Source organism: Microbulbifer mixtoriginis (SeqCode), assembly GCF_052466695.1.
In genome coordinates this window covers 2,312,654-2,339,500 of record NZ_CP174285.1, presented here as the reverse complement: position 1 = coordinate 2,339,500, position 26,847 = coordinate 2,312,654, and the positions used below count along the sequence as shown (strand labels likewise).

The 26,847-nt window shown below is 48.8% G+C and carries 22 protein-coding genes; 12 read left to right on the top strand and 10 right to left on the bottom strand.

All coding sequences use genetic code 11. The annotated features are described in order from the left end of the window. Window positions 1-21: 21 nt before the first annotated feature. The 4 genes from ACJJI0_RS10410 to ACJJI0_RS10395 form a co-directional block, all read right to left on the bottom strand. Window positions 22-2,796, bottom strand: a complete 2,775-nt coding sequence (locus tag ACJJI0_RS10410; RefSeq protein ID WP_444885817.1) for a valine--tRNA ligase — start codon at window positions 2,794-2,796, stop codon at window positions 22-24. Between the two features lie 148 nt (window positions 2,797-2,944). Further along, window positions 2,945-3,814, bottom strand: a complete 870-nt coding sequence (locus ACJJI0_RS10405) for a hypothetical protein (protein ID WP_444885816.1) — start codon at window positions 3,812-3,814, stop codon at window positions 2,945-2,947. Between the two features lie 15 nt (window positions 3,815-3,829). Next, on the bottom strand, window positions 3,830-4,261 hold the full coding sequence (locus ACJJI0_RS10400; protein WP_252084876.1) for a DNA polymerase III subunit chi: 432 nt from the start codon (window positions 4,259-4,261) through the stop codon (window positions 3,830-3,832). A gap of 89 nt (window positions 4,262-4,350) precedes the next feature. After that, the gene (locus ACJJI0_RS10395; RefSeq protein ID WP_444885815.1) at window positions 4,351-5,817 is read right to left on the bottom strand and encodes a leucyl aminopeptidase; all 1,467 of its coding nucleotides are present in this window, start codon (window positions 5,815-5,817) and stop codon (window positions 4,351-4,353) included. Between the two features lie 187 nt (window positions 5,818-6,004). Here ACJJI0_RS10395 and lptF point away from each other — a divergent pair, with 187 nt between their 5' ends. Then, entirely contained in the window at window positions 6,005-7,135 is a 1,131-nt protein-coding gene (gene lptF / locus ACJJI0_RS10390) for an LPS export ABC transporter permease LptF (RefSeq protein WP_444885814.1), read from the top strand. Beyond that, on the top strand, window positions 7,128-8,189 hold the full coding sequence (gene lptG, locus ACJJI0_RS10385; protein WP_444885813.1) for an LPS export ABC transporter permease LptG: 1,062 nt from the start codon (window positions 7,128-7,130) through the stop codon (window positions 8,187-8,189). Before lptF ends, lptG begins: the two co-directional genes overlap by 8 nt. A 27-nt stretch (window positions 8,190-8,216) precedes the next feature. Here the strand turns inward: lptG and ACJJI0_RS10380 are convergent, their stop codons facing one another. The 3 genes from ACJJI0_RS10380 to ACJJI0_RS10370 form a co-directional block, all read right to left on the bottom strand. Then, on the bottom strand, window positions 8,217-8,714 hold the full coding sequence (locus tag ACJJI0_RS10380) for an RDD family protein (RefSeq protein WP_444885812.1): 498 nt from the start codon (window positions 8,712-8,714) through the stop codon (window positions 8,217-8,219). A gap of 70 nt (window positions 8,715-8,784) precedes the next feature. Further along, window positions 8,785-9,273, bottom strand: a complete 489-nt coding sequence (locus tag ACJJI0_RS10375; RefSeq protein ID WP_444885811.1) for a hypothetical protein — start codon at window positions 9,271-9,273, stop codon at window positions 8,785-8,787. A gap of 409 nt (window positions 9,274-9,682) precedes the next feature. Further along, window positions 9,683-10,372: a class I SAM-dependent methyltransferase gene (locus tag ACJJI0_RS10370; protein ID WP_444885810.1), complete on the bottom strand. Its 690-nt coding sequence runs from the start codon at window positions 10,370-10,372 to the stop codon at window positions 9,683-9,685. A gap of 83 nt (window positions 10,373-10,455) precedes the next feature. Here ACJJI0_RS10370 and ACJJI0_RS10365 point away from each other — a divergent pair, with 83 nt between their 5' ends. From ACJJI0_RS10365 to ACJJI0_RS10350, 4 genes are all read left to right on the top strand, one after another. Further along, window positions 10,456-12,090, top strand: coding sequence for a GMC family oxidoreductase (locus ACJJI0_RS10365; RefSeq protein ID WP_444885809.1), 1,635 nt, complete (start codon window positions 10,456-10,458; stop codon window positions 12,088-12,090). Then, a complete protein-coding gene (locus ACJJI0_RS10360) occupies window positions 12,087-12,890 on the top strand; it encodes a putative RNA methyltransferase (RefSeq protein ID WP_444885808.1) in 804 nt (267 codons plus the stop codon). Before ACJJI0_RS10365 ends, ACJJI0_RS10360 begins: the two co-directional genes overlap by 4 nt. 73 nt (window positions 12,891-12,963) lie before the next feature. Next, window positions 12,964-13,419 carry a tRNA adenosine(34) deaminase TadA gene (tadA, locus tag ACJJI0_RS10355; RefSeq protein ID WP_252084885.1) on the top strand — a complete coding sequence of 152 codons (456 nt, stop codon included), beginning with the start codon at window positions 12,964-12,966 and terminating at the stop codon, window positions 13,417-13,419. Beyond that, window positions 13,406-13,843, top strand: a complete 438-nt coding sequence (locus ACJJI0_RS10350; RefSeq protein WP_252084886.1) for a potassium channel family protein — start codon at window positions 13,406-13,408, stop codon at window positions 13,841-13,843. The genes tadA and ACJJI0_RS10350 overlap by 14 nt, the downstream gene beginning before the upstream one ends. 176 nt (window positions 13,844-14,019) lie before the next feature. Here ACJJI0_RS10350 and ACJJI0_RS10345 read toward each other — a convergent pair whose 3' ends face one another. Further along, complete coding sequence (locus tag ACJJI0_RS10345; protein WP_444885807.1) at window positions 14,020-14,991, bottom strand: glycosyltransferase family 25 protein; 972 nt, start codon at window positions 14,989-14,991, stop codon at window positions 14,020-14,022. Window positions 14,992-15,514: 523 nt separating this feature from the next. On the opposite strand from ACJJI0_RS10345, the gene ACJJI0_RS10340 reads away from it, so the two are divergent. Both ACJJI0_RS10340 and ACJJI0_RS10335 read left to right on the top strand, forming a co-directional pair. Then, a complete protein-coding gene (locus ACJJI0_RS10340; protein WP_444885806.1) occupies window positions 15,515-16,714 on the top strand; it encodes a multidrug effflux MFS transporter in 1,200 nt (399 codons plus the stop codon). Between the two features lie 113 nt (window positions 16,715-16,827). After that, window positions 16,828-17,472, top strand: a complete 645-nt coding sequence (locus ACJJI0_RS10335; RefSeq protein WP_444885805.1) for an SGNH/GDSL hydrolase family protein — start codon at window positions 16,828-16,830, stop codon at window positions 17,470-17,472. Between the two features lie 73 nt (window positions 17,473-17,545). Here the strand turns inward: ACJJI0_RS10335 and ACJJI0_RS10330 are convergent, their stop codons facing one another. Continuing rightward, a complete protein-coding gene (locus tag ACJJI0_RS10330; RefSeq protein ID WP_252084890.1) occupies window positions 17,546-18,049 on the bottom strand; it encodes a lactoylglutathione lyase family protein in 504 nt (167 codons plus the stop codon). Between the two features lie 93 nt (window positions 18,050-18,142). On the opposite strand from ACJJI0_RS10330, the gene ACJJI0_RS10325 reads away from it, so the two are divergent. Continuing rightward, window positions 18,143-19,012, top strand: a complete 870-nt coding sequence (locus ACJJI0_RS10325; RefSeq protein WP_444885804.1) for a LysR family transcriptional regulator — start codon at window positions 18,143-18,145, stop codon at window positions 19,010-19,012. Between the two features lie 25 nt (window positions 19,013-19,037). Then, a complete protein-coding gene (locus ACJJI0_RS10320) occupies window positions 19,038-19,877 on the top strand; it encodes a nucleoside deaminase (RefSeq protein WP_444885803.1) in 840 nt (279 codons plus the stop codon). Window positions 19,878-20,288: 411 nt separating this feature from the next. Here the strand turns inward: ACJJI0_RS10320 and ACJJI0_RS10315 are convergent, their stop codons facing one another. Then, on the bottom strand, window positions 20,289-21,290 hold the full coding sequence (locus tag ACJJI0_RS10315) for an AraC family transcriptional regulator ligand-binding domain-containing protein (RefSeq protein WP_444885802.1): 1,002 nt from the start codon (window positions 21,288-21,290) through the stop codon (window positions 20,289-20,291). 861 nt (window positions 21,291-22,151) lie between these two features. On the opposite strand from ACJJI0_RS10315, the gene ACJJI0_RS10310 reads away from it, so the two are divergent. Both ACJJI0_RS10310 and ACJJI0_RS10305 read left to right on the top strand, forming a co-directional pair. Continuing rightward, complete coding sequence (locus ACJJI0_RS10310) at window positions 22,152-25,457, top strand: DUF5060 domain-containing protein (RefSeq protein WP_444885801.1); 3,306 nt, start codon at window positions 22,152-22,154, stop codon at window positions 25,455-25,457. A gap of 155 nt (window positions 25,458-25,612) precedes the next feature. Continuing rightward, complete coding sequence (locus ACJJI0_RS10305; RefSeq protein WP_444885800.1) at window positions 25,613-26,617, top strand: alpha/beta hydrolase family protein; 1,005 nt, start codon at window positions 25,613-25,615, stop codon at window positions 26,615-26,617. The last annotated feature ends 230 nt before the right edge of the window (window positions 26,618-26,847 follow it).

The window sequence follows — 26,847 nt, the reverse complement described above, 5'->3', positions numbered from 1 at the left end:
TGGAGCGGATAACCAGAACCATTAAAGGTTACTGATTTCCTCAAGTTGCTGTTGCAGGCGCTCGTGAGCACCTTTCATTTCCGCGAGCTTGTCCTTCTCCTTGGCAACAACGGCTTCGGGGGCTTTGTCTACAAACTTGGGGTTGTTGAGTTTGCCTTCAACCCGTGCGAGTTCTTTGGAAAGTTTATCAATCTCTTTTTGTAGACGCGCGCTCTCGGCTTTAACGTCGATCAGCCCGGCCATGGGTACCAGCAATTCCATATCGCCTACCAGGGCAGTGGCGGAGGCTGGTGCAGTTTCTCCACTTTCCAGCCAGGTGATTTCTTCGAGGCTGGCCAGTTTGATCAGCAGGCTGCGGGCTTGCGCCAGCAGTTCTTGGTCACGGCTGGAACCGCCGCGCAGAATCAGTGGGATTTTCTTCGCTGGGGAAATATTCATTTCACCGCGAATATTACGCACGCCTTCAATAACCTGCTTCAACCAGGAAACAGCCGCTTCCGCTTCTTCGTCGATCTTGCTGCTGTCGGCTTCCGGGTACTTTTGCAGCATAATGGTGTCACCGTTGGAGCCGGCGAGGGTTTTTACACGCTGCCAGATTTCTTCGGTGATAAACGGCATCAGTGGGTGAGCCAGACGCAAAATGGTTTCCAGTACGCGGATCAGGGTGCGTCGGGTTCCTTTCTTCACTGCGTCGGAGGCGTTGTCGTCCCACAGTACCGGCTTGGACAGTTCCAGATACCAGCTGCAGTACTCGCTCCAGATAAAGTCGTACAGGGCCTGGGAGGCGAGGTCGAAGCGGTAGGTATCCATCGCTTCGCGTACGGTAATTTCGGTGCGCTGTAGTTGGGAAATAATCCAGCGGTCGGCGACAGTCAGCTCGAAGTCGCTACTGTTGTCCTGGCCACAGTCCTGTCCTTCACAGTTTTGCAGTACGTAGCGGGAGGCATTCCAGATCTTGTTACAGAAATTGCGGAAGCCTTCGATACGGCCCACATCAAACTTGATGTCGCGGCCGGTGGATGCCAGTGAGTAGTAGGTGTAGCGCAGGGCATCGGTACCGTAGGCTTCGAGCCCTTCGGGGAAGTCCTTGCGAGTTTGCTTTTCAATTTTCTCGCGCAGGTGCGGCACCATCATGCCGGCGGTGCGCTTGGCTACCAGGCTCTCCAGGTCGATACCGTCGATCAGGTCGATAGGATCGATCACGTTGCCCTTGGATTTGGACATCTTCTGGCCGTGGTTGTCGCGCACCAGGCCGTGCACGTACACGGTGTTAAATGGTACTTCCCTCTTGAAGTAGAGGGTCAGCATCATCATGCGTGCGACCCAGAAGAAAATAATATCGAAGCCGGTAACCAGTACGGAGCTGGGGTGGAAGGCTTTCAGTTCTTCGGTATCTTCCGGCCAGCCCAGGGTGCCGAAGGTCCACAGGCCGGAGGAGAACCAGGTGTCGAGTACGTCGTCGTCCTGGCGCAGGCTGATGTCGGCGCCCAGGTTGTGCTTCTCGCGCACTTCCTCTTCGCTGCGGCCAACGTAGACTTTGCCTTCGTTGTCGTACCAGGCGGGGATGCGGTGGCCCCACCACAGCTGGCGGGAAATACACCAGTCCTGGATATCGCGCATCCAGGAGAAATACATGTTTTCGTAGTTTTTCGGTACGAACTCAACGCGGCCATCTTCAACGGCGGCGATGGCTTCATCGGCCAGGGGCTGGGTTTTTACGTACCATTGATCGGTGAGCCAGGGCTCGATCACGGCGCCGGAGCGGTCGCCATGGGGCACCTTGAGGGTGTGGGGTTCTACTTTTTCCAGCAGGCCGAGGGCGTCCAGGTCATCGACAATCTGGGTGCGCGCGGCAAAGCGCTCCATGTCTCGGTATTTTTCCGGCACTGCGTCGTTTAGGTGGGCGTCGGCATCGAGGATGTTGATCATCTCGAGGTTGTGGCGCTGGCCCATCTCGTAGTCGTTGAAGTCGTGGGCCGGGGTGATTTTTACACAGCCGGTGCCGAATTCACGATCGACGTATTCGTCGGCAATAATCGGAATTTCGCGGTCGGTCAGGGGCAACTTGATGGTCTTGCCAATCAGGTGCTGGTAGCGCTCGTCTTCCGGGTGTACGGCTACGGCGGTATCGCCGAGCATGGTTTCCGGGCGGGTAGTGGCAACTACCAAGTGGCCGGAGCCGTCGGAGAGCGGGTAGCGGAAGTGCCACAGGTGGCCCTGCTTCTCTTCGTTTAATACTTCCAGGTCGGAGATCGCAGTGTGGAATTTCGGGTCCCAGTTCACCAGGCGCTTGCCGCGATAAATCAGGCCGTCTTCATACAGTTTGATAAAGACTTCCTGCACCGCTTTGTAAAAGCCGTCGTCCATGGTGAAGCGTTCGCGGGACCAGTCGGGGCTGGCGCCCAGGCGGCGCAGCTGGCGGGTAATGGTGCCGCCGGACTCTTCCTTCCACTCCCAGACCTTCTCAATAAACTTGTCGCGGCCCAGGTCGTGGCGGGATACGCCTTCGGCGCCCAGCAGGCGCTCTACCACCATCTGGGTGGCGATACCGGCATGGTCGGTGCCCACTTGCCACAGGGTGTTGTCTCCCTGCATGCGGTGGTAGCGAATCAGGGCGTCCATGATGGACTCCTGGAAACCGTGGCCCATATGCAGGCTGCCGGTGACGTTCGGCGGCGGGATCATAATGCTGTAGGGCTTGGCCTCAGTATCCCCGGAAGGCTTGAAGTAGCCGTTCTCCTCCCAGGTTTTGTACCACTGCTGTTCGATGGCGTTGGGCTGGTATGTTTTGTCCATACGGGCGGGAAACCTTGTGTTTAACTGACTGCGTGCACAGCGTTTTGGCTCAGGATAGTCTGGTGCTTGCTCGGGCTGCGCGGAAAAGGCGGCAATTATACCGCCGGGGGTAGGGTGGGCAAAAGGCAGCTGTGGGGCTAAATCGCACTCAGTCCCAGATCTCTAGCTCGTCGACCACTTTTTCTATCTGGGCACGCAACTGTTTTTCCAGTTGAGGGAGCTGTTGGGCTACCAATTCTTCAATCAAATCGTTGCGCTGGCGCTCTTTCTCTGAGGGCTCCAATTTTTCTACTGGCCCCTCCTTTTCTGCAATCGCCTGGGCCATTACCAATGCTTGGGTACGGGTACCCGCGCTGGCGGTTTCTATGGCCTCGGGTTTGGTTTGGGGCTGCCTTTCATGGGATGGAATACGCCCCCCGGTAAGCCGCGAGCGAATATGGGCTGGTAAGAAGGGGTTGTCGGGTGCCGGTACGGGAGCCTCCGCAGCTGTATCTGTTGCGATTGTACGATCCGTGTCAGTCCCCTCACTATTCGATTGAGTGTTATTGCCAGGTTGATCATCATCATCATCGTCATGGGCTGACGCTTCCTGGGAAGTCTGCACTTGGGGTTCTGCCGTTGTTTTGCCGGGCAGGTTTTGTAAGGGGCGCAATAGGGCTAGATCTGATTCGGCCAACTGCACTTTATGTTCTTCGCCCAGTGTCTCCTCGATTGGGGAAAACAATATGGGCAGGTCCTCCTGCTGAAGCAGTTCCTCTTCCAAGGTGTCATCCATTGGGGAGGGGGGCGGGGCTTCTGGCTCGGTGGATAACAATGGAGGCTCTGTAGGAGGGGCAGCGGTTAGGGTTTTTGGCTCATCCTTCCCCGTTACTTGGCCCGCTACCTGGTTGAGCAGTGGGATTTCATCGAGATCGTCACTGTTGAGTAGGTCGTGCAGTGAGTTCAGCTCATCGAGCAGCTCGCTGGAAGGTTTGCGTGGTTGTCCGCGCTGCTTGTGCTTGTTCTTTCGACCGGACATGGCGGTAGTTAGTGATTACATGCTCTGGTTGATCTTATGGGATTGTAACGGATATCCGCGATCGCGGAAGTGACCAAATCGCGATCGTGAGCGTTGCAGGGCATTGGCTTCTTGAACGACGATCTCGGCAAGACGTTCGAAGCGGCTGAACCAGTTGGGGACTTTGCTGCACAGGTTGATCAGTAGGCCGTGGTGTGCCTGCGGATCTTCACCGCAGTTGATTTCGATAGCTGCCTGCTCGCCATTCGCTTGGTTGGCATGGGGCAGGAAACTGTCTTCACGGAAGGTCCACAGCAGTTGGTTGAGTTGTTCGGCACGTTCCTGATTATCCACGGCAAGCAGAACCCGAAGACCGTTGCGATAGGCCTTTTCCGCCAGGCGACAGGCGAAGATATCCGCTTGCTGGGGCTGATCGGAGGAGAGGATGTAAAAGTCGATACGGGTCATGCTGGCTTTTATTTGTACAGAGACGACAACGGCCCGCGAGGGGCCGTTACGGCTGCCGCTCGGGGGCGGCTATTGTGCGCTTTTGCCAGTTATTTTCCCAGCAGGTATTCCACCAGAAGCGGTACCGGACGACCGGTGGCCCCTTTGGCGGCACCGGATTTCCACGCGCTACCGGCGATGTCCATATGTGCCCAAGTGTACTCTTCGGCAAAGCGGGACAAGAAACAGGCGGCGGTTACAGAGCCGGCATCGCGGCCGCCGATGTTTTGCATATCGGCAAAGTTGGAGTCCAGGGCGGGCTGGTACTCATCCCAAAGCGGCATTTGCCAGGCGCGGTCGCCACTGGTTTCGCCGGCCTTGAGCAGGTCTTGGGCGAGTTCTTCGTTATTGGCATAGAGGCCAGTGGCATGGTGGCCGAGAGCGATTACACAGGCACCGGTGAGAGTGGCGATATCGATGACCGCGCGCGGCTTGTACTTGCTGGCATAGGTGAGTGCGTCGCAAAGTACCAGGCGGCCTTCGGCGTCGGTGTTCAGAATCTCGATAGTCTTTCCGGACATGGAGGTGACGATATCACCGGGCTTGCTGGCGCGGCCGCTGGGCATATTTTCTGCGGCGGCGACCAGGCCCACCACATTGATAGATGGCTGCAGCTCCACCAGGGCGTTCATCACACCGAAAACACTGGCCGCACCGCCCATATCGTATTTCATTTCATCCATAGCCTGACCGGGCTTGATGCTGATACCACCGCTATCGAAGGTAATACCTTTGCCCACCAGCACAATGGGTTTCTCGCTGGTTTTGCCACCCTTGTAGTTCATGGCGATCAGGGCTGGGGGCTGGTCACTGCCTTTTGCTACGCTGAGAAGTGCGCCCATACCAAGCGCTTTCATTTTTTTCTCGTCGAGCACAGTTGTGGAGAGCTTTGTGTGTTTTTTGGCCAGTGTGCGGGCCTGAGCTGCCAGATAGTTGGGTGTACAGATATTGCCAGGCAGATCACCCAGTTCCCGTGCTACATTGCTTCCCAGTGCTTGGCCGGCACCAATCTCCATCCCTTTTTGGATGGTTTTTAGCTGCTTGCGATCAATGGCATGCAGGGTGAACTTGGTGAGAGGGTAGGGTTTGGCATCAGTGAGGCACTGGGTGAAGCGGTAGGTGGCCAGACCTGTGGCCAGCGCAATCTGCTGGGCTTGCCAGGCTTTATCAGCCCCTTTTACTTCGAGCTCGCACAGGTAGCTGGTAGCGTCTTTGAACTTTTTCACCACTGCGGCACTGGCGCTGGCCAGCTTGCGGAACTCTGCCTGGCTGATGTCTCCCTTGCCGGTGCGAACGACCAGCACTCGCTCACTGGGTCCGTCCAGCAGGTCGATTAACTGGGTGCTGCCGGGTTTTACGCCCAGATCACCACGCTTGAGAATTTTGCCAATAGTTCCTTTTGCGAGTTGATCGAGGTTTTTACCGCTGGGGCTTAAGCCATTTTTAGCATCAGCTGAAATAACGGAACAGGCTGCGCGCTGTTTGGAGATATCCGAGACCTTTGCGGAGAACTGCATTTTTCGCTTTCCTTAAAATCTGACAATAGATTGCATAGCTCTGAACCGAGACATAGCAAGAATTTTTAGTGATAATGCGTCGCACAAGTTTAACCTGCTCGTCTATGGATTGCTGTACCTAGTGGGCAACTTGTTCGACTGAAGTCCAATTCATCACACCGCTGTCACCAAGGAATTCGTTCGCCCTGTGATTATTTTCCGCTATCTCTGCCGCGAGCTGCTGTTTGCCACGCTGGCGGTCAGCGCAGTTTTGCTATTAATGGTGATGAGTGGCCGATTTGTGAAATACCTTGCGGAAGCCGCCGCAGGGGACCTTTCGGCTAATATCCTTTTCTCCTTAATGGCCTACCGCTTACCGGGATTCCTGGAATTGATATTGCCACTGGGATTATTCGTCGGGATTCTTTTGGCCTATGGGCGCCTCTATATAGAGAGCGAAATGACAGTGCTGCACGCCTGTGGTTTCAGCGAATGGCGTTTGCTGTTTTACACCCTGGCACCGGCTCTGGCAGTGGCTTTGTTTGTGGCTTCAATGAGTTTGTACCTCACCCCCGCTGGTGCCGAGCGTTCCAACCTGATGCTCAACGCGGAAAAATCCCGCAATGAGTTTGATCACCTGATACCGAAGAAATTTATATCCACCAGTGGCGGCCAGGCAGTGTATTACGCAGAGGCCCTGAGTGAGGATAAGTCCACCATGCTGGGAGTGTTCCTCGCCGAGTTGAGGGCCACGGAAGCTGAGACTGAGGCGAATCGCCAGGTGGTTACTCGCGCCAAAGAAGGGGTCCAGCAAATCGATCCCGAGACAGGGCTGCGCTACCTGGTACTGCGCGATGGCTACCGTTATGAGGGCGTGCCGGGTGAGCGGGAATACCGGCAGATGGAGTTCTCCAGCTATGAAGTGTTGATGGAGGCGCCACGATTGCGCAGCCGTTGGCGCGACCAAATTGAGTCGGCCCCCACTACGCAGCTGATTGGCAGTGACAATCCCAGGGAGACAGCCTACCTCTACTGGCGCTTGAGTTTGCCAGTATTGGTGCTGGTGGTTGCGGTGCTGGCAGTACCGCTATCGCGTACTAATCCCCGCCAGGGACGCTTTATTAAGATGTTCCCCGCGATACTCCTATACCTCATTTACCTGGTGGTTCTGCAGGGGGTTCGCGGAGCTGTAGAGGATGGCAAGTTCGCCAACCCCGCGGTGATCTGGTTGGTACACCCGCCCTTCCTACTAATTGGGTTATTGCTTCTGGCGGCGAGAAATTGGCGCCCTAAACCCAAACCATTGCCGGAAGGTGTTAAGGAGTCGGCCGATGTATAAGCTGGATATGTATATTGGCCGCACCATCGCCCTAGCGGTTTTCGTGGTGCTATTGATTATTCTCGGCCTGGATATTATTTCCGCCATTATCGACCAACTGGGAGACCTCAAGCGCGATTACGGCTTTAGCCAGGCAATACAATATGTCATGTGGAGATTGCCGGGGCGTATTTATGAGCAGTTGGGTTTCTCCGCCCTCGTGGGATGTATGGTGGGGCTGGGGACACTGGCCGGCACCAGTGAACTGACCGTTATGCGCGCGGCTGGTGTCTCTATCGGCCGTATTGCCTGGGCGGTAATGAAACCAATCATTCTGTTGATTTTTATCGGTTTGGCCCTGGCGGAGTTTGTGATTCCCAAGACCAATGTAATCGCCGAGAACAACAAAGCACGCGCCCTGGGTGAGCTCGAAGCAAGTGGCCTCGAAAGCGGTTTGTGGCTAAAAGATAGCGGCGAATTTGTGCACTTTAATGCTGCCCTGCCAGATGGTGAACTCTATGGCGTAACCCGTTATCACTTTGCGGATAACCGGGAGCTGCAATGGGTGGAGTTCTCTGAACGGGGGCAGTTTCAGAATGAGCAGTGGCTGCTTAAGAACAGCCGTAGCACCCAGTTCCTGGGGGAAGATACGCAGAGTAAAGACCTGCCAACCAGTGTATGGAAAGCGGAGGTCTCGCCGGAGTTGTTTGCCCTGATCGTGCCGCTGCCCTCGGATCTTTCCCCGCGCAACCTCTGGGATTACGGTACTTACCTGGATCGTAAGGGGGAAGATTCCGGCCGCTACTGGCTGGAGTTTTGGAAGAAAATATTACAACCACTGACCATAGCCAGTTTGGTTATGGTGGCAATTTCTTTCATCTTTGGCCCACTGCGTGAAGTAACCACGGGGTTGAGAGTTTTTACCGGGATTATGGTGGGGATCATCTTCCAAACTGTGCAGGGGATACTCGGCCCCTCTTCATTGGTTTTTGGTTTTCCACCACTGCTGGCTGTACTGCTACCGGTTCTTCTTTGTTTTGGTGCGGGCTGGCTATTACTCAAGCGGGCCCGATAGGGCCCCTTGAGCTTAATTTGTTGGCAGTTACCCTTTTTTCTTCTTTTTGGGTAAAAGGCGCACTTGAGACTCTGAAATCAAGTCGTGCCAAGTAGCCTTGTCGGAGCGGGCCCAGGCGGAAAAGTAGCCGAGGCCCAGGCAGGCGATAGAGAGAGGGGCGACAATGGCTCGCAGGATACATTGGCGCCAAGTAAGCTGTACCCCATCTGGATTCGCCACGATCAAGCGCCACGCGCGCATTCCCACAGTTTGTCCGGCTACCCGCCAGGACCAGAAGAAGTAGCCGGCGATCACCGCTAGAGCGCCCAGTTGATAAATTGGTCCGCCGACACACGGGCTGTAATCCATAGCTGCTGGCTGACAGCTTAACCCACCAAATACCGAGGCCACTGGCAGGGCTATAAAGCCGTACACCATCATCAGTCCCATCAGGATTAACAGGTCGTACATCAGGGCCGCCAAGCGCCGGCCGACGCTGGCGATTGGAAGTTCGGGAAATGAAGAAGGGGTACTTGAGCTGCTCACGGCTATCTCCGCCAAAATCGATTGGCGGAGATTCTAACAAAACTAGGGGAGGGCAAGTCGTCTGCCAGGTCTAAAATTCGTACTCGAAAGAAATCTTGAATTTGTCGTCAGAAAGGTTGATGCCATAATCTACCGAGTTGCCTATCTTGCCCCGGTTGGTGGTGTAACGCAGAAGACTTTTTTGCACCGTGCTCTTGTTGCGCTGCTTGTAGGTATCTAAACCAATCTTAACAATTTTGAATAGTGCCTTACCGCCAGTGGTTGGTCGAAACTCACTGGGGTAGGTATGCATTTGTAGCCACTGGTAGTTGAGGCGGCGTTGCGTACTATTCATGGAATTACTGCGGAGATAATCTGCGGCTTGGAATAGTGCAGCATTGTCCATGGCGAAGGCACTGTCGGAGAAAAACAGGTTCACGGATTGTATATTTAGGGCTTGTTGTGAATCGGGGATAAAAAGTTCGTCCGCAGAGCAGATACAACAGGTGGGAAAAAGCAGTAATCCAACTGTTTTGGGTAAGGATTTGCCCGGTCTGATTCTGAAACTGCAGAGTGCCATTCTATCTACCCCAGGTGTTGCATCTCATTTCGGAAGGCCGCAAGCGGTCGTTGAATTTATTATGGGATACCCACCTCGAAGCGTTTTCCCATAGAAAATAGGCGGCTTCTGCTACTTCACTTACTGGACAGTCGCAAATTGTCGGAAACATCCCTGAAAGCCGCATGGATTGGACCCTTTTCCATTTTTGTCCAAGCAGTCCTAGCTGTGATCAGGTGAGCGCCAATGTTTTTTTATTATTTTTTTGATATTGGTGCGCCATGGTTGATGAAAAAACGGTCTTGCTTTGAGCGCCGTATTTGAGGGGAGCTTGTGGGCTTTCAGTAGACTTGAGCGCGAAAGTGTCGCTGAAAGCGACTACGCTGATAACCGGGCATTCAAAAACTGGCGCCAGTAACTGCTTTAGGGGTTAAGGGCAAACTTGTCCTGCCAAGATTAATGAGGCAGGTTTTCCGGTGGTTGGGTTGAGGGGTTCTTCCAGGGTGGTGAGCATCAATCCATGTTCGATGAATAATTGGGTCCAGCTTGATAATGTGCGGAAATACCAGGGCGCTGCCTCCTGAAAATCACCGTCTATACCTTGCCAGGAACCCGGTCGCCATCCATCCAGGTACTTTTCATCGCCACAGGAGAGTAGGGGATGTAAAGTTTGGAGGAGTAGATACCCTTGTGGGTTGAGCAGGGAGCAAGCCCTGTGAAAAATGGCATTGGTGGCTTCCTCCCCAATCAGAGAGAAGTTGCATACAATCAAATCAAATTTACGCTCAAATGCCTGCGGATCTAGCTCTTCATAACAAACAGTACGGAATTGTTGCCGTTCTTGCCCTCTGCGCTTGGCTTCATTAATTAACTCGTCCACGCCATCAATCCCCCAGACATCCATGCCCTCTGCTGCCAGGCGGCGGGATAGCCATCCTTCACCACAGCCAATATCCAGCACGCTGGAGGGATTATGTGCAAGGACAGCCTCAAAAATTGCCTGGTCGGTGATCAGCCTGCGGCTGGGTATTGCTCCCCGGTCCACCACCTTCACCCACTCGCCGGCATTATTGTGCCAGCTGCGTAGGACTTTATTGTCACTAAATTCGCAATCCCTCATCTTTGCGTCCCTTCATCTCTGTAATTTTGACGAGGTTGAGTGTACCGTCGAGAAAAATCCAGCTGCAAAGGTGCTGAGGTCCCATGTCCACTCAAATGGTGTTTGATTATGTGATCGTAGGTGCCGGCTCTGCCGGCTGTGTATTGGCCAACCGGCTGAGTGCTGATGAGCAGCATCGTGTTTGCCTGCTCGAGGCAGGGCCCCCGGATCGCAGTCCATTGATATCCATGCCCCTGGGTATTGGGATGTTGATGTCAGGCACAGACTATAACCTCCACCATTACACGGAACCACAGCAAAGCCTGAACAAGCGTCGATTGTTCTGGCCGAGAGGCCGCACCCTCGGTGGCAGTAGCGCGATTAATGCGATGGTTTATATCCGTGGTCAAAGTGAAGACTATGATGCCTGGGAAGCCGCAGGTAATACAGGCTGGGGATGGCGTAGTTTATTGCCTTACTTTCTTCTGTCGGAGGGCAATGAGCGTGGCAGTGATGCGCACCATAGTGGCTATGGACCGCTCACGGTAAGTGATCTGAAGTGGAAAACTGAGTCTGGGCAAGCCTTCCTGCGCGCAGCTCAGTCTGCTGGACACCGGGCAAACAGTGATTTTAATGGCAGCCAGCAGAATGGAGTGGGCTTTTACCAGGTAACACAGCGCAGAGGTCGGCGGTGCTCTGCTGCTGCAGCCTATTTACATCCGATAAAAAAGCGTCCCAATTTACGAGTACTCACGCGTAGTCCAGTCGCTCGGCTGATATTGAGAGGTGACAGGGCTGTGGGGGTGGAATTACTCAATGGTAAAAAAATATTGGCCAATAAGGAGGTATTACTCTGCGCAGGCGCAATACAGACCCCGCATTTGCTATTGCTCTCAGGCATTGGCCCACAAGAGGAGCTGCGTAAGTTTGATATTCTGCCGCAGAACCACCTGCCAGGGGTGGGTAAAAACCTCCAGGACCACCTCGATATCTCTCAAGTGGTGGAGACCTCAGACCCAATCACTTTTTCGAATGACTTGTGGGCGAGAGTGAAGCACGCCATGCGTGCGCCTGAATGGTTCTTCCTGAATCGGGGCCCATTGACCAGTAATGTTGCCGAAGCGGGGGGATTCGCGAGTTCAACCTTGGCCAACGGCCGCCCGGACATACAATTCCACTTCACGGCAGTGCCATCCTTTGAACACGGTTTCAATAAACAGTCGGGGTATGGTTACACCTTGCATGCATGTGCATTGCGCCCCAAAAGCCGGGGTGAAATAACTCTCAATACAGAGGATCCCAAGGCCCTGCCGAGTATCCAACCCAATTATCTTAGCGAGCCCGAAGATATGCAGGTGATGCTGGAGTCATTCGAAATGGCTCGGGACATCATCCACCAGGAAGATTTACAACGCTACCAGAAGCGCCTCTGGCTGCCGGAGCATAAGCTCAGCAGCAAGGCTTCCATCAAACACTATATTCGTCAGCATGCCGAGACAATTTATCACCCGGTGGGCACTTGTAAGATGGGCAATGATGATCTCGCAGTAGTCGACGCGGAGTTAAAAGTACATGGAGTAGATGGACTGAGGGTTGTGGACGCCTCCATAATGCCGGCCCTGATCAGCGGTAATACCAATGCACCGGTGATCGCAATTGCGGAGAAGGCAGCGGATCTTATTTTACAGCGCACCCCTCCCTCAATGATGAAGAATACACAAGTTCAGGAAGTTGAATGATTTGGCAATGTCCCCTCTGCGCAACGCCATTGACGCTGGGTAAAGATACCTGGCACTGCAGTAACCGGCACAGTTTTGATCGCGCGCGGGAGGGTTACGTTAATTTGTTACCCGTCTATCGCAAGCGGCGCAAGGACCCGGGAGATTCCACAGAAATGCTGCATGCCCGTCGCCGCTTTCTCAAGGCGGGCTATTATCGCCCACTAGTGGACACGATTACCGCGCTGCTGCCCTACCAGTCTGGGCGCCGGCTTTTGGATATCGGTTGTGGCGAAGGTTACTATTTACGCCAGTTGGAGTCTGCCGGATGGCACGGCCATGCGTTGGCCGGGGTAGATATTTCCAAGTCAGGCGTCCGTATGGCGGCTAAAGCCGACAGTGGTGCTCAGTTTGTTGTATCCAGCAATACCAACCTGCCAGTGGCTTCAAATAGCGTGGATCACCTCTTACGTATTTTTGCGCCTGCACCGGATACTGAGATGCTTAGGGTAATAAAGGAGGGGGGGCATTTGCTGGATGTTTCTCCCGGTCCGGATCACTTGTGGAGTTTGAAGGGACACCTCTACCGGGAGCCTCGTAAACACCCAGCCCCAAAATTGATTGAGGGGCTGTATCCCGAGGTTGATTTACGCTGCTGTTTTCCTTTTGAATTGCGCGGGCACGAAGCGATTGCGGATTTTCTCGCGATGACGCCTTTTGCCTGGAAGGGCAATCGAGAGGCTCGCGCGGAGCTGGAAGGGCAGGAAAGCCTGGTTCTCGAGGCGGATTTTATTGTTCGTCGTTTCATCAAGAGAAAATAATCTAGTAGAAATGACAGCGAAATACTTTGTGTATGCGTTGGTACTCCCTGTAGTAGAGGTCTAAGAAAGAGTTATGGCGACACCTAAAGACTATGCGTTTATGCGCAGAGCCCTGGAATTAGCCGAGCTTGCCGCAGAGCGGGGAGAGGTACCGGTTGGGGCCGTATTGGTGCGGGAAGGTAAAATCATTGGCGAGGGCAGTAATCGCCCTATTGGTAACTGTGACCCCAGCGCTCATGCGGAAATTGTCGCATTGCGTCACGCGGCGGAGGCAGAGCAAAACTACCGCCTGCCAAATACCACGCTTTACGTCACTATCGAGCCCTGCACCATGTGTTTTGGAACCTTGATGCATGCGCGTGTAGGTCGTTTGGTGTTTGGTGCCAAAGAGCCACGTGCCGGCGTGGTGGAAAGCCAGCTGAAGCTTGGTGAAGCTGGTTTCTTCAATCATAAAATTTCTGTGGAGTCTGGTGTGATGGCTGAAGAGGCCGGGAGGCTGGTGCGCGAGTTTTTCCATGATCGACGCTGAATTGGCTTTTGCCTTTGCGGTGAACAGCATCATTGTTGCTATTGTGGTGCTGATTCATCATGAAGTCCTCAATGCTTTGGTGCACCTGGGGCGCTGGCTACCGGTGCGGCACAACTTTGCCATAGTGCTGGGGGTGTTTGGTGCCCTTTTGGCTCACGTAGCGGAAATCTGGCTCTTCGCCTATGGCTATTACTTTATGGTGAATTCGCCTTACTTCGGCACACTAGAAGGTAATTTCAACGGCAGCCTGCTTGATTGTGCGTATTTCTCATTTACCACTTATACCTCCCTTGGCTTTGGCGATATTGAGCCTTTGGGGCATCTACGCTTCACTGCTGGCTTAGAGGCTTTAACGGGGTTGGTCATGATTACCTGGACGGCCTCTTTCATGTTTTTAAAAATGCAGCGCTATTGGGATATCTAGGGAGCCACTGAATAATTCCATAAGATCTATGCGGGCCTTGTGGAGTGTTCACACTATGCGATGTGCTCTCTTGAAAGGTCTTAGATATTTGTGCAAAGCCACTTTTTGATAGAGAACGGCTCTGAAACCCAGAGGCATCACAGAATTATTCAGAGGCGCCCTGGTTATCTCTTGAATTAGAGTTTCATTCGGGCAGTGCGCCCTGGGCGTTTCTTTGGTTTCTCTGCTGGGTAAAAATCGCCTTTAAAACGATATAGGTAGCTATGTCTTTCAATACTGCGCCACAGCTTGCCAAAAGGGTGTAGCCAATACAGCCAACGGGCCACCTTGGCCTTGTGGACGTTAGATTTTTCGATACTGGAAATGTGTTCGGTTTCCCATAGTAGATGGGGCTCGATACCATAAAGCTTCAGATCAAACTGCCAAAAGTGATCAAAGACCTTATCGATAGGCTCGAAAATCCGCCTGGCATACCTCAGAACCTTTTCCATTCCACAGCGATTGATCAAATAACCCTGGGCCCCGCACCAACCCCGCTCTGGGCGAACTAGCTTGTGCACACCATCATTGAGGGATCGGATGATCTTGCGTTTGCGTACTTTCAGCCCCATCAAACGGATCATTTCCACTTCTGGGGGCAATCGCTCCAGCTCCGCCAATACTCTGGCAAAGTCACCTTCCACCTGAACGTCATCCTCAAGGATACATACCCTTTGTAGACCGGCCTGGTAAGCCTGACGAATAGCGCGAAGGTGAGCCAGATAACAACCGATCTCAGAACTTTTCAGCTCACATAAGTGACGCCAACGTGTGATGGCGTTACAGAGAACCTCATCGTCCTCAAGCTTGGGTATACCATTGCGCCCTTCAACGCCAGCGACTTGGCTAGCACGAAGGCGCTGAGATTTCAGGGTTCCCAGTAACCGATTTACAGTTTCCCCCTCTGGATACATTGTGATTACCCAACAGGGCGTGTGGGCAATAAACAAAGGGTTTTTTTGCTGCCGCCGGTTGAGTGTAGGCCGAGTGCGTAGAGGAATTTGTGGGGCAAAGCGGTGGCGAGAGCGCAGGGGCAAACGTTCGGCTTTTGCAGCCGCTAATGACCAACTGGGTACAGAGTGATTCCTGCGGCGTTTTTCTAGTGCCACAATATCTTATTTCTCTGTAAGTAGATAAAACTACCGATAGGAAACTGCAGTCTGGCTAGTGAGATATAGGATTCAAACATATTTCTATCCCATCAGCAGGAGGGCTAAACAGGGTCAATAGGGGAGCGGACGCATAATTTCATCTATTTTTACCTAACCCCCAGCGTCTTGAACGCTATCCTCCTAGATCATCGCCATCCAAAATTTTGCCTTGGCTAATCTTAAGGTCCGACTATCCAGTCGGTATAGGCTTTTAGGAAATGGTCAGTACTTCTGGGCGATAGAGCTTTTAGTTGCCACTGAATAACTGTGGGAATTGGGGAGTAAAAAGATTGCGGGGTTGAGCCGACTTTTGGGCTGTAAACGTTTGTGTTCGCATTTCTTATACCTAGGCAGGTATTCTGTACTGCAAGAGCGCTAGCTTGAATGAAATAAGAGAATTTACTCTGGAAGCATCAGGTTATTTCCTGATAGCGACATTTCGATTTTTTTGTATTTCCGAGCCTGATTTATTGGACATTCTATGAAGTTGAATTTTATTAAGATGGCACTCATTCTGGGCTTATTGAGCTGTGTTGGGCCTGTTGCTATTGATATGTATCTGCCGGCCCTACCGGATATCGCCCAGGATTTGGGAGCCCCTATAGAGGCTGCTCAGTACACCCTGATATCTTACTTTGTTGCTTTTGGGGTATGCCAACTATTTTATGGCCCCGCTTCGGACATGTTTGGTAGAAAGCCACCGCTGTATTTTGGATTGGTTCTTTTTACCTTGGCTTCTATCGGTTGTGCTCTGGCGCCCTCAATAGAGGCGCTGATCGCTCTAAGGTTTTTACAGGGCGTTGGTGCCGCTTCGGTGATGTCGATCCCCAGGGCTGTGATTCGAGATTATTACACTGGTACCCAGGCCACTCGCTTAATGACTACGGTGATGTTGGTTATTTCTATATCGCCGATGCTCGCCCCGCTGATAGGCAGTACCTTGATAGTCCCTTTTGGGTGGCGCAGTGTATTTTTACTGATTGCTCTGCTGACCCTGGCCAGCTTATTGCTGGCAGTAACCAGCTTGCCGGAGACCTTACATCATCATCACCGTGTACCATTTCGTTTAAATGCCATGCTTGGCGCTTTCTCGACATTGCTGCGCGACCCTGTGTATGTGGGTCTGACTAGCATCGGTGGTCTGGGTATCGCCAGCTTTTTTTCTTTCCTTGCCACGGCCTCTTTCCTGTACACCGATTTTTATGGACTGACACCAACGGAGTTCAGCCTTGCTTTTGCCTTAAATGCGCTGGGTTTCTTTATCTCTAGTCAATTTGCTGCAAACCTGGGGACCCGTTTTGGTTCAGTGGCGGTGGTGAAGTGGGCTACTGCTGGTTTTGCCATCAGCTCTCTGGTGATGTGTATGGTTGTGTTTTGGGGTTATGATCAATTTTTATTACTGGTGGCAATGTTGTTGACCTGTAATATATTCCTTGGGCTGGTTATTCCCACTTCCATGGTGTTATCTCTTGAAGAACATGGCCCCATTGCTGGTACTGCCGCAGCCCTGGGTGGCGCTTTACAAATGTTGCTCGGAGCATTGGCTATTGTTTTAACCAGTCTGGTTTTTGATGGCACGCCTTTGCCGTTAACGGCAGCTATTGCTGTTTGTGGTGTCAGTTCGTTGATTATTTCACGTCTAACTTTGCGGGGAATAGCGCATTTGGCGGTGCCATACTAGAGTTTAAATTTAGCTTGGGCTTACATTTCCTTAGGAGTTGGCCCCTTTGTCCATAAAGTTCGGGAATCTCTTTGTAAGTGAGTTCCCCAAATATAAGGAAGGAGGTCGGCAAGATGGATAATATTCTGGTTTATTCCGATAGTGTTTCCTGGGGCATCATTCCGGATACGCGACAGCGCATGACATTTGCCCAGCGTTGGCCTGGGGTTATGGAGTTCCACTTAAACGAAAATAAGCATAATGTACGAGTGATTGAAAATTGCCTGAATGGTCGCAAGACCGTTTGGGACGATCCATTTCGTGAGGGCCGGCGGGGTGTTGAAGGATTGGCACAGGTGATTGAAATGCACTCCCCATTGCATTGTGTAATCCTAATGTTGGGCACCAATGATTTCCAAGATACTCACGATAATAAAGCCAGTATGTCTGCCCAGGGGGTGGCTAAGCTAGTCTCCGTAATTCGCAGTGCACCTATCGAGCCGGGTATGCCAGTACCTAAGGTTCTAATTGTTGCCCCCCTAACAATCAACAATCCTTGCGGCATTATTGGCTATAAATTTACTGGTGCGAAAAAACGCTGCGAAGGTTTCCCGCAGGAGCTGGAAAAAGTCTCTAACGATCTGGGTACCTTATTTCTGGATGCAAATAGGTGGGTCAAAGTCAGTGAACGGGATGGTATTCATTTAGACGAGGATCAACACTCGGTTCTAGGCAAGGTGATTGCCGATTTCCTCTCAGACAATAAAGTCTTGCACTAGCAATACAAACTGCTAGCGATCAACCAATTGTTGACTATGGCACCGGAAGTACCGGTGCCGGTTCACTATAGAATCAGTTGTAGGCACCGCTACTATAAATCAGTTCGTAACTGTGGCTGTATATTTCCAGAATATTGCCAAACGGATCTTCCATATAAATCATGCGATATGGCTTTTCTCCTGGATAGTAATATCTGGGTTTTGGCATACGCTTTTTACCACCAGCTGCGACAATTTTCTCTGCCAGTTCTTCCAGGTTCGGGTCCTGAACACAGAAGTGGAATACGCCGGTTTTCCAGTATTCGAAATTATCCTTGGGGTTTTCCTGGTTGGGAAACTGGAATAGCTCCACACCGATACGATCGCCGGTGGAAAGGTGAGCGATGCGGAAACTACCCCACTTGGCTCCAAAGACATCGGTACACATCTCACCAATGGCGCTGTGATCTTCACTGATTTCCGTTGGTGGCATAATCAGGTACCAGCCCATGACCTCTGTGTAGAACTTAACGGCAGCTTCCAAGTCTGGCACTGAAATACCGATATGAGAAAAGTTTCTCGGATAAACACTCTTCATTAGTCACTCTCCAACAATTACTTTCGCATAAGTTACTGTGCCCAGATCATTACGTATAATTATGATTTGTGATTTTTTTGAGTAACTTTTGTAATGATTAATCCTGTGTGGCTGCGTAGTTTCTGTACTTTGGTGGAGCAGGGTGGCTTTACCAAAACGGCGCAGCACCTGCATATGACCCAATCTGGCGTTAGTCAACACTTACGCCGCCTGGAAGACTTCCTTGGGTTGGCGCTGATCCATCGGCAGGGGAAACAATTCACCCTGACCGAGGCAGGCGAAAAGCTATACCTAGAGGCTCAAGATATCGTCGAATCCCTCTCTACACTGGGTCAACGACTTGGCGAAGATCCAGCTTATGAGGGACAAGTGAGTATTCAATCCCCAGGTAGTGTGGGTCTAAAGCTCTATCCAAAATTACTGGACCTGCAAAGAGAATACCCGAAACTGACCATAGACTATCGTTTTGCTCCAAATCAGGCTGTGGAAGAATCCATACTTGGTTATAAGGCAGACATTGGGTTTGTAACTAATCCGTCAACAATGGCGGAGATAGCGAGTCAGCCTGTAGGCAGTGAAGAATTACTGCTTGTGACTCCTGCGTCAGTCAAGAAGTTGAGTTGGAGGGTGTTGCTAGAGTTGGGTTATATCGGTCACCCAGATGGTGCTCATCAAGCGGGCTTGTTACTGGGGGCAAATTTCTCAGAATTCCAGCATGTAGATATGTTTAAACTCAAGGGATTTTGTAACCAAATTGGCCTGATCTTGGAACCGGTCAGTATGGGCTTGGGTTTTACGGTATTACCCGCTCATGCAGTCAATGCCTTTCATAATTTTACGCAAATTAAGCCTCATCGCTTGGCGAACTCTATCACTGAGACTTTATTTCTAATTACACGTCGCCACAAGGCGTTACCGGCGCGGGTAAAAACTGTGGTTGCTTTAGCTAGGGAGTGGCTTTAAACCGTTAGAATACTTCGGACATTTTATGTTGCGTTTTATTTGCTGGTTATATTTTGGGATTATTGCCATGGGTGCTCAGGCTGAGTTGCCGCCCAGCTCAGTTGTTCAGCAGGAGAAAGACGAGATACTCATGCTGCTTGCTTACTCGGTAGCTTACCTTGATTGGGTGGAGCCAAAAGAAAAACAGAAGCGCGGCTACAATATTGCGGCAGTCCTGTATGACAATGTGCAGGAAAAAATTATAGGCGTACAGCGCAATGCAGTTGGTTTGTGTCGAGATAAAACCCAACATGCGGAAGTGCGATTAATGCAGCAATGTATCGGCAGTAAATGTAGAGGGAAAGAGACTAATTACCTGAATGATACTTCGATCTACAGCACTCTGGAGCCCTGTATGATGTGTGGAGGTATGATGATTTTTCTTGAGGTCTCTAGAGTTATTTATGGCCAATCAGATCCGGATTTTGGGAAGAATATAGAAAGGCTGAAGCAGAGTTTTAAGTCTGATTGTAGATATAAATTTGAGTCGAAACCGCATGTGGAAAATGTTTGTAAAATAGATATTCCTGCAAATTATCGAGCTAGAAATATTTCTTCAGAGCCATCTAGTTTACTTCAGAGGGCCCAGCTTGAAGGGGCGTTTTACAATCATCGCTTGTTGTTTAGTAGCACGATTACAGATTTTCTGATGAGTGCTGAAGCGAAGAATATTTATCGTGCTGCCCACCAACGGCTTATGGGTTTTAAGCCTAAATATCAGGCTAACAATAATCTTCTGCTGGAGAGCCAAAAGCGATTGAAGCAGTTAGAAAGTACTCCAGGAGATATAGATCGGTGTTTAGTGGGGGAGATACATCGCCACTAATTTTGTTAAATGTGAGCCTTTAGATTTTGGGGTGATTGATTTGCTTTATTGATGGCAATCATCAGTGGTTTAAAAATTCCTGATTTTTGTTGCTTCTAGGTGGCTTAATTGAGTTTGATTCGACTTATGAAGATGCTGACGTTCTCCAGAGTTTCATAAATAGAAGATTGGTCCCAGGACCACTCTTAAAATTTCAGTTGTGAAAGCATGATCTGAAAAGTTCCATAGGAGTTGTCGGAGAATAGATGGTTGAATTTCTGGGGGCGAGCAATATAGATCGAATGACATCTATATGCTCGCTAGAAGTATTTTCGTGGGCTGTAGGATTAACAGTTAGAGTTTAAATAAGATGATTTTGGTTGGTGGTGTGTTGATTTTCTCTTTTATTTATTTTTTATTTGACAGGCTTGCTCAAATATTTTTCCAGCGTTTGTAGGATTCTTCGTATGCTATAATTGTTGAGAACCCTAATTCTTTTGCGACTTGTAACTTGTCCATGGACTGGATATCCAGTGAATTCAGTTTTTCTCTCCGGGCTAAATCCAATAAACGTCTAAAAGATGTATTTTGTGCATTTAGGCGAATCTGTAAGGAGCGCTTATTAATTTGCAGTATGTCTGCCAAGAAATCCAGGTTGGCTGCACCCTCTGATAAATAATCTTTGATAATATCTTTACATCGATTGGGTAATGATTCATCTGACTTCATCTTCTGGAGCTGCTTCTTTGCAGTGAGCTTATTAAAGTCAAGGGAGGATTTTCCTGGGCTACATAGTTGTTTATCAAGAATGGAGTTATCAAAGCTAATGCAATTTTTTTGATGTCCAAATTCAATGGGAATATTAATTAAGGAGGAGGTATTATTCATTAATTCGGAATTATGATGAGCAAAGTGAATAACCGGATGACAGCTTTCATAATCGACAACAATATCTGAAATTAGCTTAAAAATGACTCCAATATTCAATTCAACTTGTTGTGTAGTGAGAGGCGAAAAGCTAGGAATTAAAATATCAAAACTGGAGCGTTCATTCCCCTCACTGAATAACCCTTGATAGCCTTGTGTGCCCAGTTGTTGGAATTGCGTACCGAGGCTAACAAGATGTCTGACAGTAGGGCAAGCCATTAAGACATGAGCAAATGCTTGAATGCTGGAAATTGACACATCTAGACCAGTACGAAACGCTATGGTGTTATCACTGAAGTAGTCGGATACCTCTTGAAGTGCTTGTCCAGTCAGCCTTACTGGTACACGATGTTGTAGGTTTTGAAACTCAGAGTAATGATCACCATATATATTCTTTAACTTATCTTTTGGAAACCCCAGGTGTTGCCAGTATAGTACGTGACGATAAGTGGAAGTTGCCAACCCTGTTGGCTCAGAAGCATAAAGTTCCTGGTTATTGGTAGTCATACTGATTTTTTTTGTACTGCTAATAATCTATGAAGTTGGTCGCCAAATAACAAATAAATTATTTGGGTGAATTTTTTAAGTCAATGTATAAAGCAACGCGATTATAGTATGAGTTTAACACTTAAAGTGTGATTTTGAACCAGTTTTTTTGACTGGCGATTTGGATTTGGTGAGATTAAATTCCTCCAGTACTTACAAGGTATAATTTTTACTGCGCTGGCGGTAACGCTTCCGATTTTAACTGATCCTTGCTAAACAGTTGGTGTTCCAATTTGTCTAATCCGCGGAGATATAAATTAAAAATGGTTTAATATATATCAGGAGTGAAAATAAAAGCGCTATCGTAATATCGCGCGAAAGCTTTTAATATAATCTGAAGCTATAAATTATCGGGTTAAGTAATCTCTTCTATCGTAACAGATAGCTTTCTCGCAGGTGTATATTTTGAGTGAGGTATAGCATCGTCCAGATTTCCCGCTCCGTCGAATAATTTCTTAGCATTACTCATCTTATTTCTCACTATTTTATCTTGTTGGGGCTAATTGTTCTGTTGGTTCTATTCAGAATCTTTTGTTCGGTTTGTTGGTTAGCTTAAGGATTTGATAAGAGTAATTCTAATGCTATTAAAGTGAAGGTGGATCAAAACCTTCTTGTTTGAGAAAAATGAAAAAAAATAGTTTTTTTCGCCAATCTATAAGCTGTGGAACTAGTCCTGATTACATGTGACTGAATTCACGGTAGGTATGTATCTGAGCGATTTAGTATCTGGCCAGTGCTGCATGCTGTAGCCAATTTCTATATGCCTATTAAATCCTGTAATTAGTAAATAATTGTTTACTTCTAAAGTAGAGAAAACTGGAAATGAATAACAGTAGCTTGCCTTTGGCACTTCTGATTACCGCCACATTGGCTGGTTGTGGTGGCGACTCGTCGTCTGGGGAATCTGATAATGAGAGCCCGCCTCCTTCGACAGGTTCTGATATAACGGACCCTGGGAATGGATTAGCAATATCGTCTTTCACTCTGGTCAATTCACAGGGCAACTCGGATATTTTTTCACTTACCGATGGTGCAGAGATATATCTAAGCCAGGTTGGAAGCCAGTTAAATATTAGGGCAAATAGTGATCAGGCAGAGAGTGTAATATTTGAGTTGGCAGGGGCTCAGACGCACAATATGACTGAAAATGTCTCGCCCTATGCTCTATTTGGTGATGATCAGGGTGATTTTAATCATTGGACCCCCGCAGTTGGAACTTACACCCTTACCGCAACACCTTATTCTCTGGATGATGGGGCAGGCACTGCCGGAACCAGTGCCTCAATTACATTTACTGTAAAGCAGAATGATGGAACCGATCCTACAGATCCAGACCCAGATCCAGCAGATCCTCCGGGTCCAGTTGACCCGGATGATATCGGCCATAGTGAACATTGTACTGTTTCCGGTACGCTGGAAAAGTGGCACCGTATAACGATCACTTGTGATGATTTGTATGCATCAGAAAATGATGATGCTACGTTTACCGATTATCGATATAACGTGATCTTTACACAAGGTGACTTGTCTTACACAGTGCCTGGACATTTCGCCGCTGATGGCAATTCAGCAAATACAGGTGCAACTGAAGGAACTAAGTGGCGTGCCTATTTTTCACCGCCAACTTCAGGTAAATGGTTCTTCGATATATCTATGAGACAAGGGAGCCAGGTTGCGGTTGATCTAGATACAAATGCAGGTAATGCTATTTCATTTGATGGTGAAAGTGGTTATTTCCCAGTATTACAATCCACAGCACCTGAGCTTGATATGAGGAGTAAGGGATTACTGGTACATAAAAAAGGAACCCGCTACTTGCAGCATCTGGGGGATAAGTCGGTATATATAGAAGGTGGAATGGATAGCCCTGAAAATATTTTTGGTTATTCAAGCTTTGATAATACAGAAAAACACTATAACGTAAATTCCTGCAAAGGCATATTACACAGTTTTGAGCCCCACCTTGGTGATTGGAATAATGGAGACCCTACCTGGAAAGATGGTAAAGGAAAAAGCCTTATTGGTTTAGTGAATTATATAGCTGAAAAAAATGTCAACGCAATTTATATCATGGCAAACACCGAGAGTGGTGATGGTTGCGATGCTCATCCTTGGACGGTATATGATGGTAACCATCGGGCTTTTGATGTCAGCAAATTAGACCAGTGGGAAGTCGTAATGGATCACATGACCAGTAAAGGCATGCTGATTCACTTTATGACGCAGGAAACAGAGAATAATAAAGTTCTGAATAACGGTAATTTAGGGCTTGAACGTAAATTATATTACCGGGAGATGATTTCCCGCTTTGGACATCACCCGGCGCTACAATGGAATATGGGTGAGGAGAGCACTCTTAGCCAAGAGCAACACAAGGCAATCGCTAAATATTTAAAGGATGTAGACCCCTACGATCATCCCACCCTGCTCCATACGTATGGTGGCCAATGGGATCAGCACTATCGGCCATTGTTGGGAAATAGTAATTTTAATGGACCGAGTATTCAAATTGATAATATTCCTAGCGATGCGAACCATCGCAATGCCCCTTATCAGATGAGTAGAAAGTGGCTGACTGAATCCCAGAATAATAACCATCTTTGGTATGTTACTTTCACTGAAGCTTCCGGCGGGCAAGCGCCTGTGCCCCATTCTGAGGTTACCCAAGTTCAGAGGGTCAACTGGATGTGGGGCAGTGTTATGGGAGGTGGTGCAGGATTTGAGTGGTATTTAAAAAATCCTAATTCCGGCCACGCGTATGACTTAGCGGTAGAGAACTTAAGGGAGTTTGACAACCATTGGGAGCAAACTGGTCACTTTGTTAAATTCTTTAACGATATTTTGCAAAATCAACTTGAAGTTAATCTACACAGTTTGAATGTGGATAATGAAGTAACTTCAACCAATAACGATTGGGTGCTTTCAGATAGCGGTAATGTTTATCTAGTTTACTTGCGTGAAGGTGGCACAACGAATATAGAGATTCCAAATGAGGATACCTATAAGGTTTACTGGTTCAATCCAAGAAGCGGCCAGTTGACAACGGGTAATCAACTTGACGGAATAGGTACTCATAGTATTGGCACTGCCCCAACAGAAGCTAATCAGGACTGGGCAGTAGTCATCAAAGCGGAAGGTATAAATAGCAATGTTCACCCAGATATTGTAAAAGTTCTACCAATTAACCCTAATGATGTTTTACTCGAACCTCAAACTAATTGGATGGATAGTTATTCTATTGGGGATCAATGTTTTTGTGAGTCAACTTTTGACCACAATATGGCCGATATTATGGTTTCGACCGACCATGGAACAATAACGGTTAAAGAAGCTTGTGACCTAATTGGCCCGGGCCCAGGATCGGCTGGCCGTCCCAAATACAATGATATTCAGTGTGGTAACGGCCCGGCAAATGATGCCGGTGATGAAAACTACTGTCCCGGCCGTGTGGATATAGGTAAAGAAGGATGTGGTCATATCGGTCCGATTTGGAATTTTGATAAGTTAAATCCAGATCAACCTGAAGGTGACTACACGGAACAAAACGGCCTGGTAATTATGGAGGCTGAAAATACCTACTCAAATCTAGGTGAATGGATCAAGAAAAATGATATTGGCGGCCATACAGGGAGCAGTTATCTTGAGTTTAATGGTAATACGCCACTAAACGGCCCACCTAAATCTCCCTTGGAGTACACTTTCAATATAACAAGAAGTGGTTTGTACTATTTGCATCTGCACGCTGCGAAAGAAAACTTGGTGTATGAGGGTGAGTTTCGTACAGACCTAGCAAATGACGCTTACTTTCGACTTGAAGGAAATTATGAGGCGGGACCTAATGCTGGGAATAGTCATGGTAAAGATGCTCCTCTGGAACTATTAAAAAAAGATACAAAGTTCTTTGGTGGAGAACATAATAAATTCATCTGGGAATCTGGCAATAAATTTGATCCTGGTGGTCATGATAATAAACGTGTCGCCGTTTATAAGCTAAAAGCAGGCGAATCGTATAAGCTGGTGATGTCAGGCCGTTCACAGAAATTTAAGGTAGATAGAATAGTTTTCCGGCATATTGATGTTTCTAAATCTGATGCCGAGAATATAAATAATCCAGAAACCGTTGAGTAGTAACTGCCTCAGTGAGAGCCATGGATGGCTCTTTCGCTTGGAGTAGAATAGTTTTCAATTGCGGTCTACTTCATTGCTAAAGGCAGTAATTAGGGCTATATGAGGTTTGGCTCCCCATGGATCATTAGATTGTTAAAGTACACTATTGGTGAATAATGAAATTTCAAATAATAAAAAAATTATTTTGGCTGTCGATTGCTTTTAATTCTGCCCAGGTTCAAGCTTTCGAGCCAAAGTCGGATTTTTCGGTGAATTTGGAGCGGGTTCGGTATTGCCAGGAATTTTGGTGCCTCAAACAAGACACCCTATCTGAGTATCGAGCCTGGGAGATAGAGGGCGTTAGTAATAGCCGTCAGCTTCATACTCAGATTGCTAGAGTGCAAAACCCAGCACGCGATGATGTAAAAAACTTAGTATTTATTGCTGCAGGACAACAGCCACCAGGAAATGGTGCAGAAAGTTCTGTGACAGGCCAGAGGTCTGGCTATAAAAAAGACTGTGGAGTACTAAAGAGATCTTGCTCTCGCAGTATAGATGGACGTTCACTTGCTCGACAGTTGCTAGATTCAGAGCATTTTCCAACAGATGAGACCTTCTTGGCGATTGCTTTTGATACACAATTTAACCAGATGATTAGTGGTAATGAGAAGTCTCGTATAGAAAATGCATACCTCAGTTGGCTAAAGTCAAAGGCTTATGCCTCCAATCTAGAGACTATTTACTTGGCGGGCTCTTCTCGTGGTGGTTGTCTCGTTATGAGATTGGCGAAAGCTATGCGAGCTGATCCCGATTTTCGTAATATACGAACTGTTGTACACAGTTTTGATGGTGTTTGTAAATGGACCCAAAATGAGTTGGGAGTAACTTCTTCATTCCATCGTAATCCCATGAATTCTAGTTACTTAAGCTATTACACTGATCTCAATACACAATTTCCTTACAAAGATAATTTATATCTTAGGCAGTTGACTGGTGGGGCTGAGGTCATTGAATTATCTGGGGTTCACTCTTTTGCTTATACCGCTCAAGATACTGACCTGGGGTGGTATTCACAGAGATGGGTAAATTTGGATCATACGAGTATCGGTCGAGATATGAGTCAGGATGTGAGGAATCAAACAATAGTACCTTTCTTACAGCACTTAGATGACGTGCTTTAGTTTATTTTATCCTCTTATCTTAAAGTGTTAGTAGTACTAAACCCCTGCCATGATAACTACATTGAGGTAGTTATCATGGAGGCTACCTTCTTTTCTAAGGGGCCTCAATAATTCGGATCAAATCTAATAGTATTCGGTTATCAGTCAAGGCTATGATAGATCATGCACCAAGTCACCTTTGCCGAAGCAGGATACCGTTTGAAGCGTCCTAAAACCCGCTGGGAAAATTC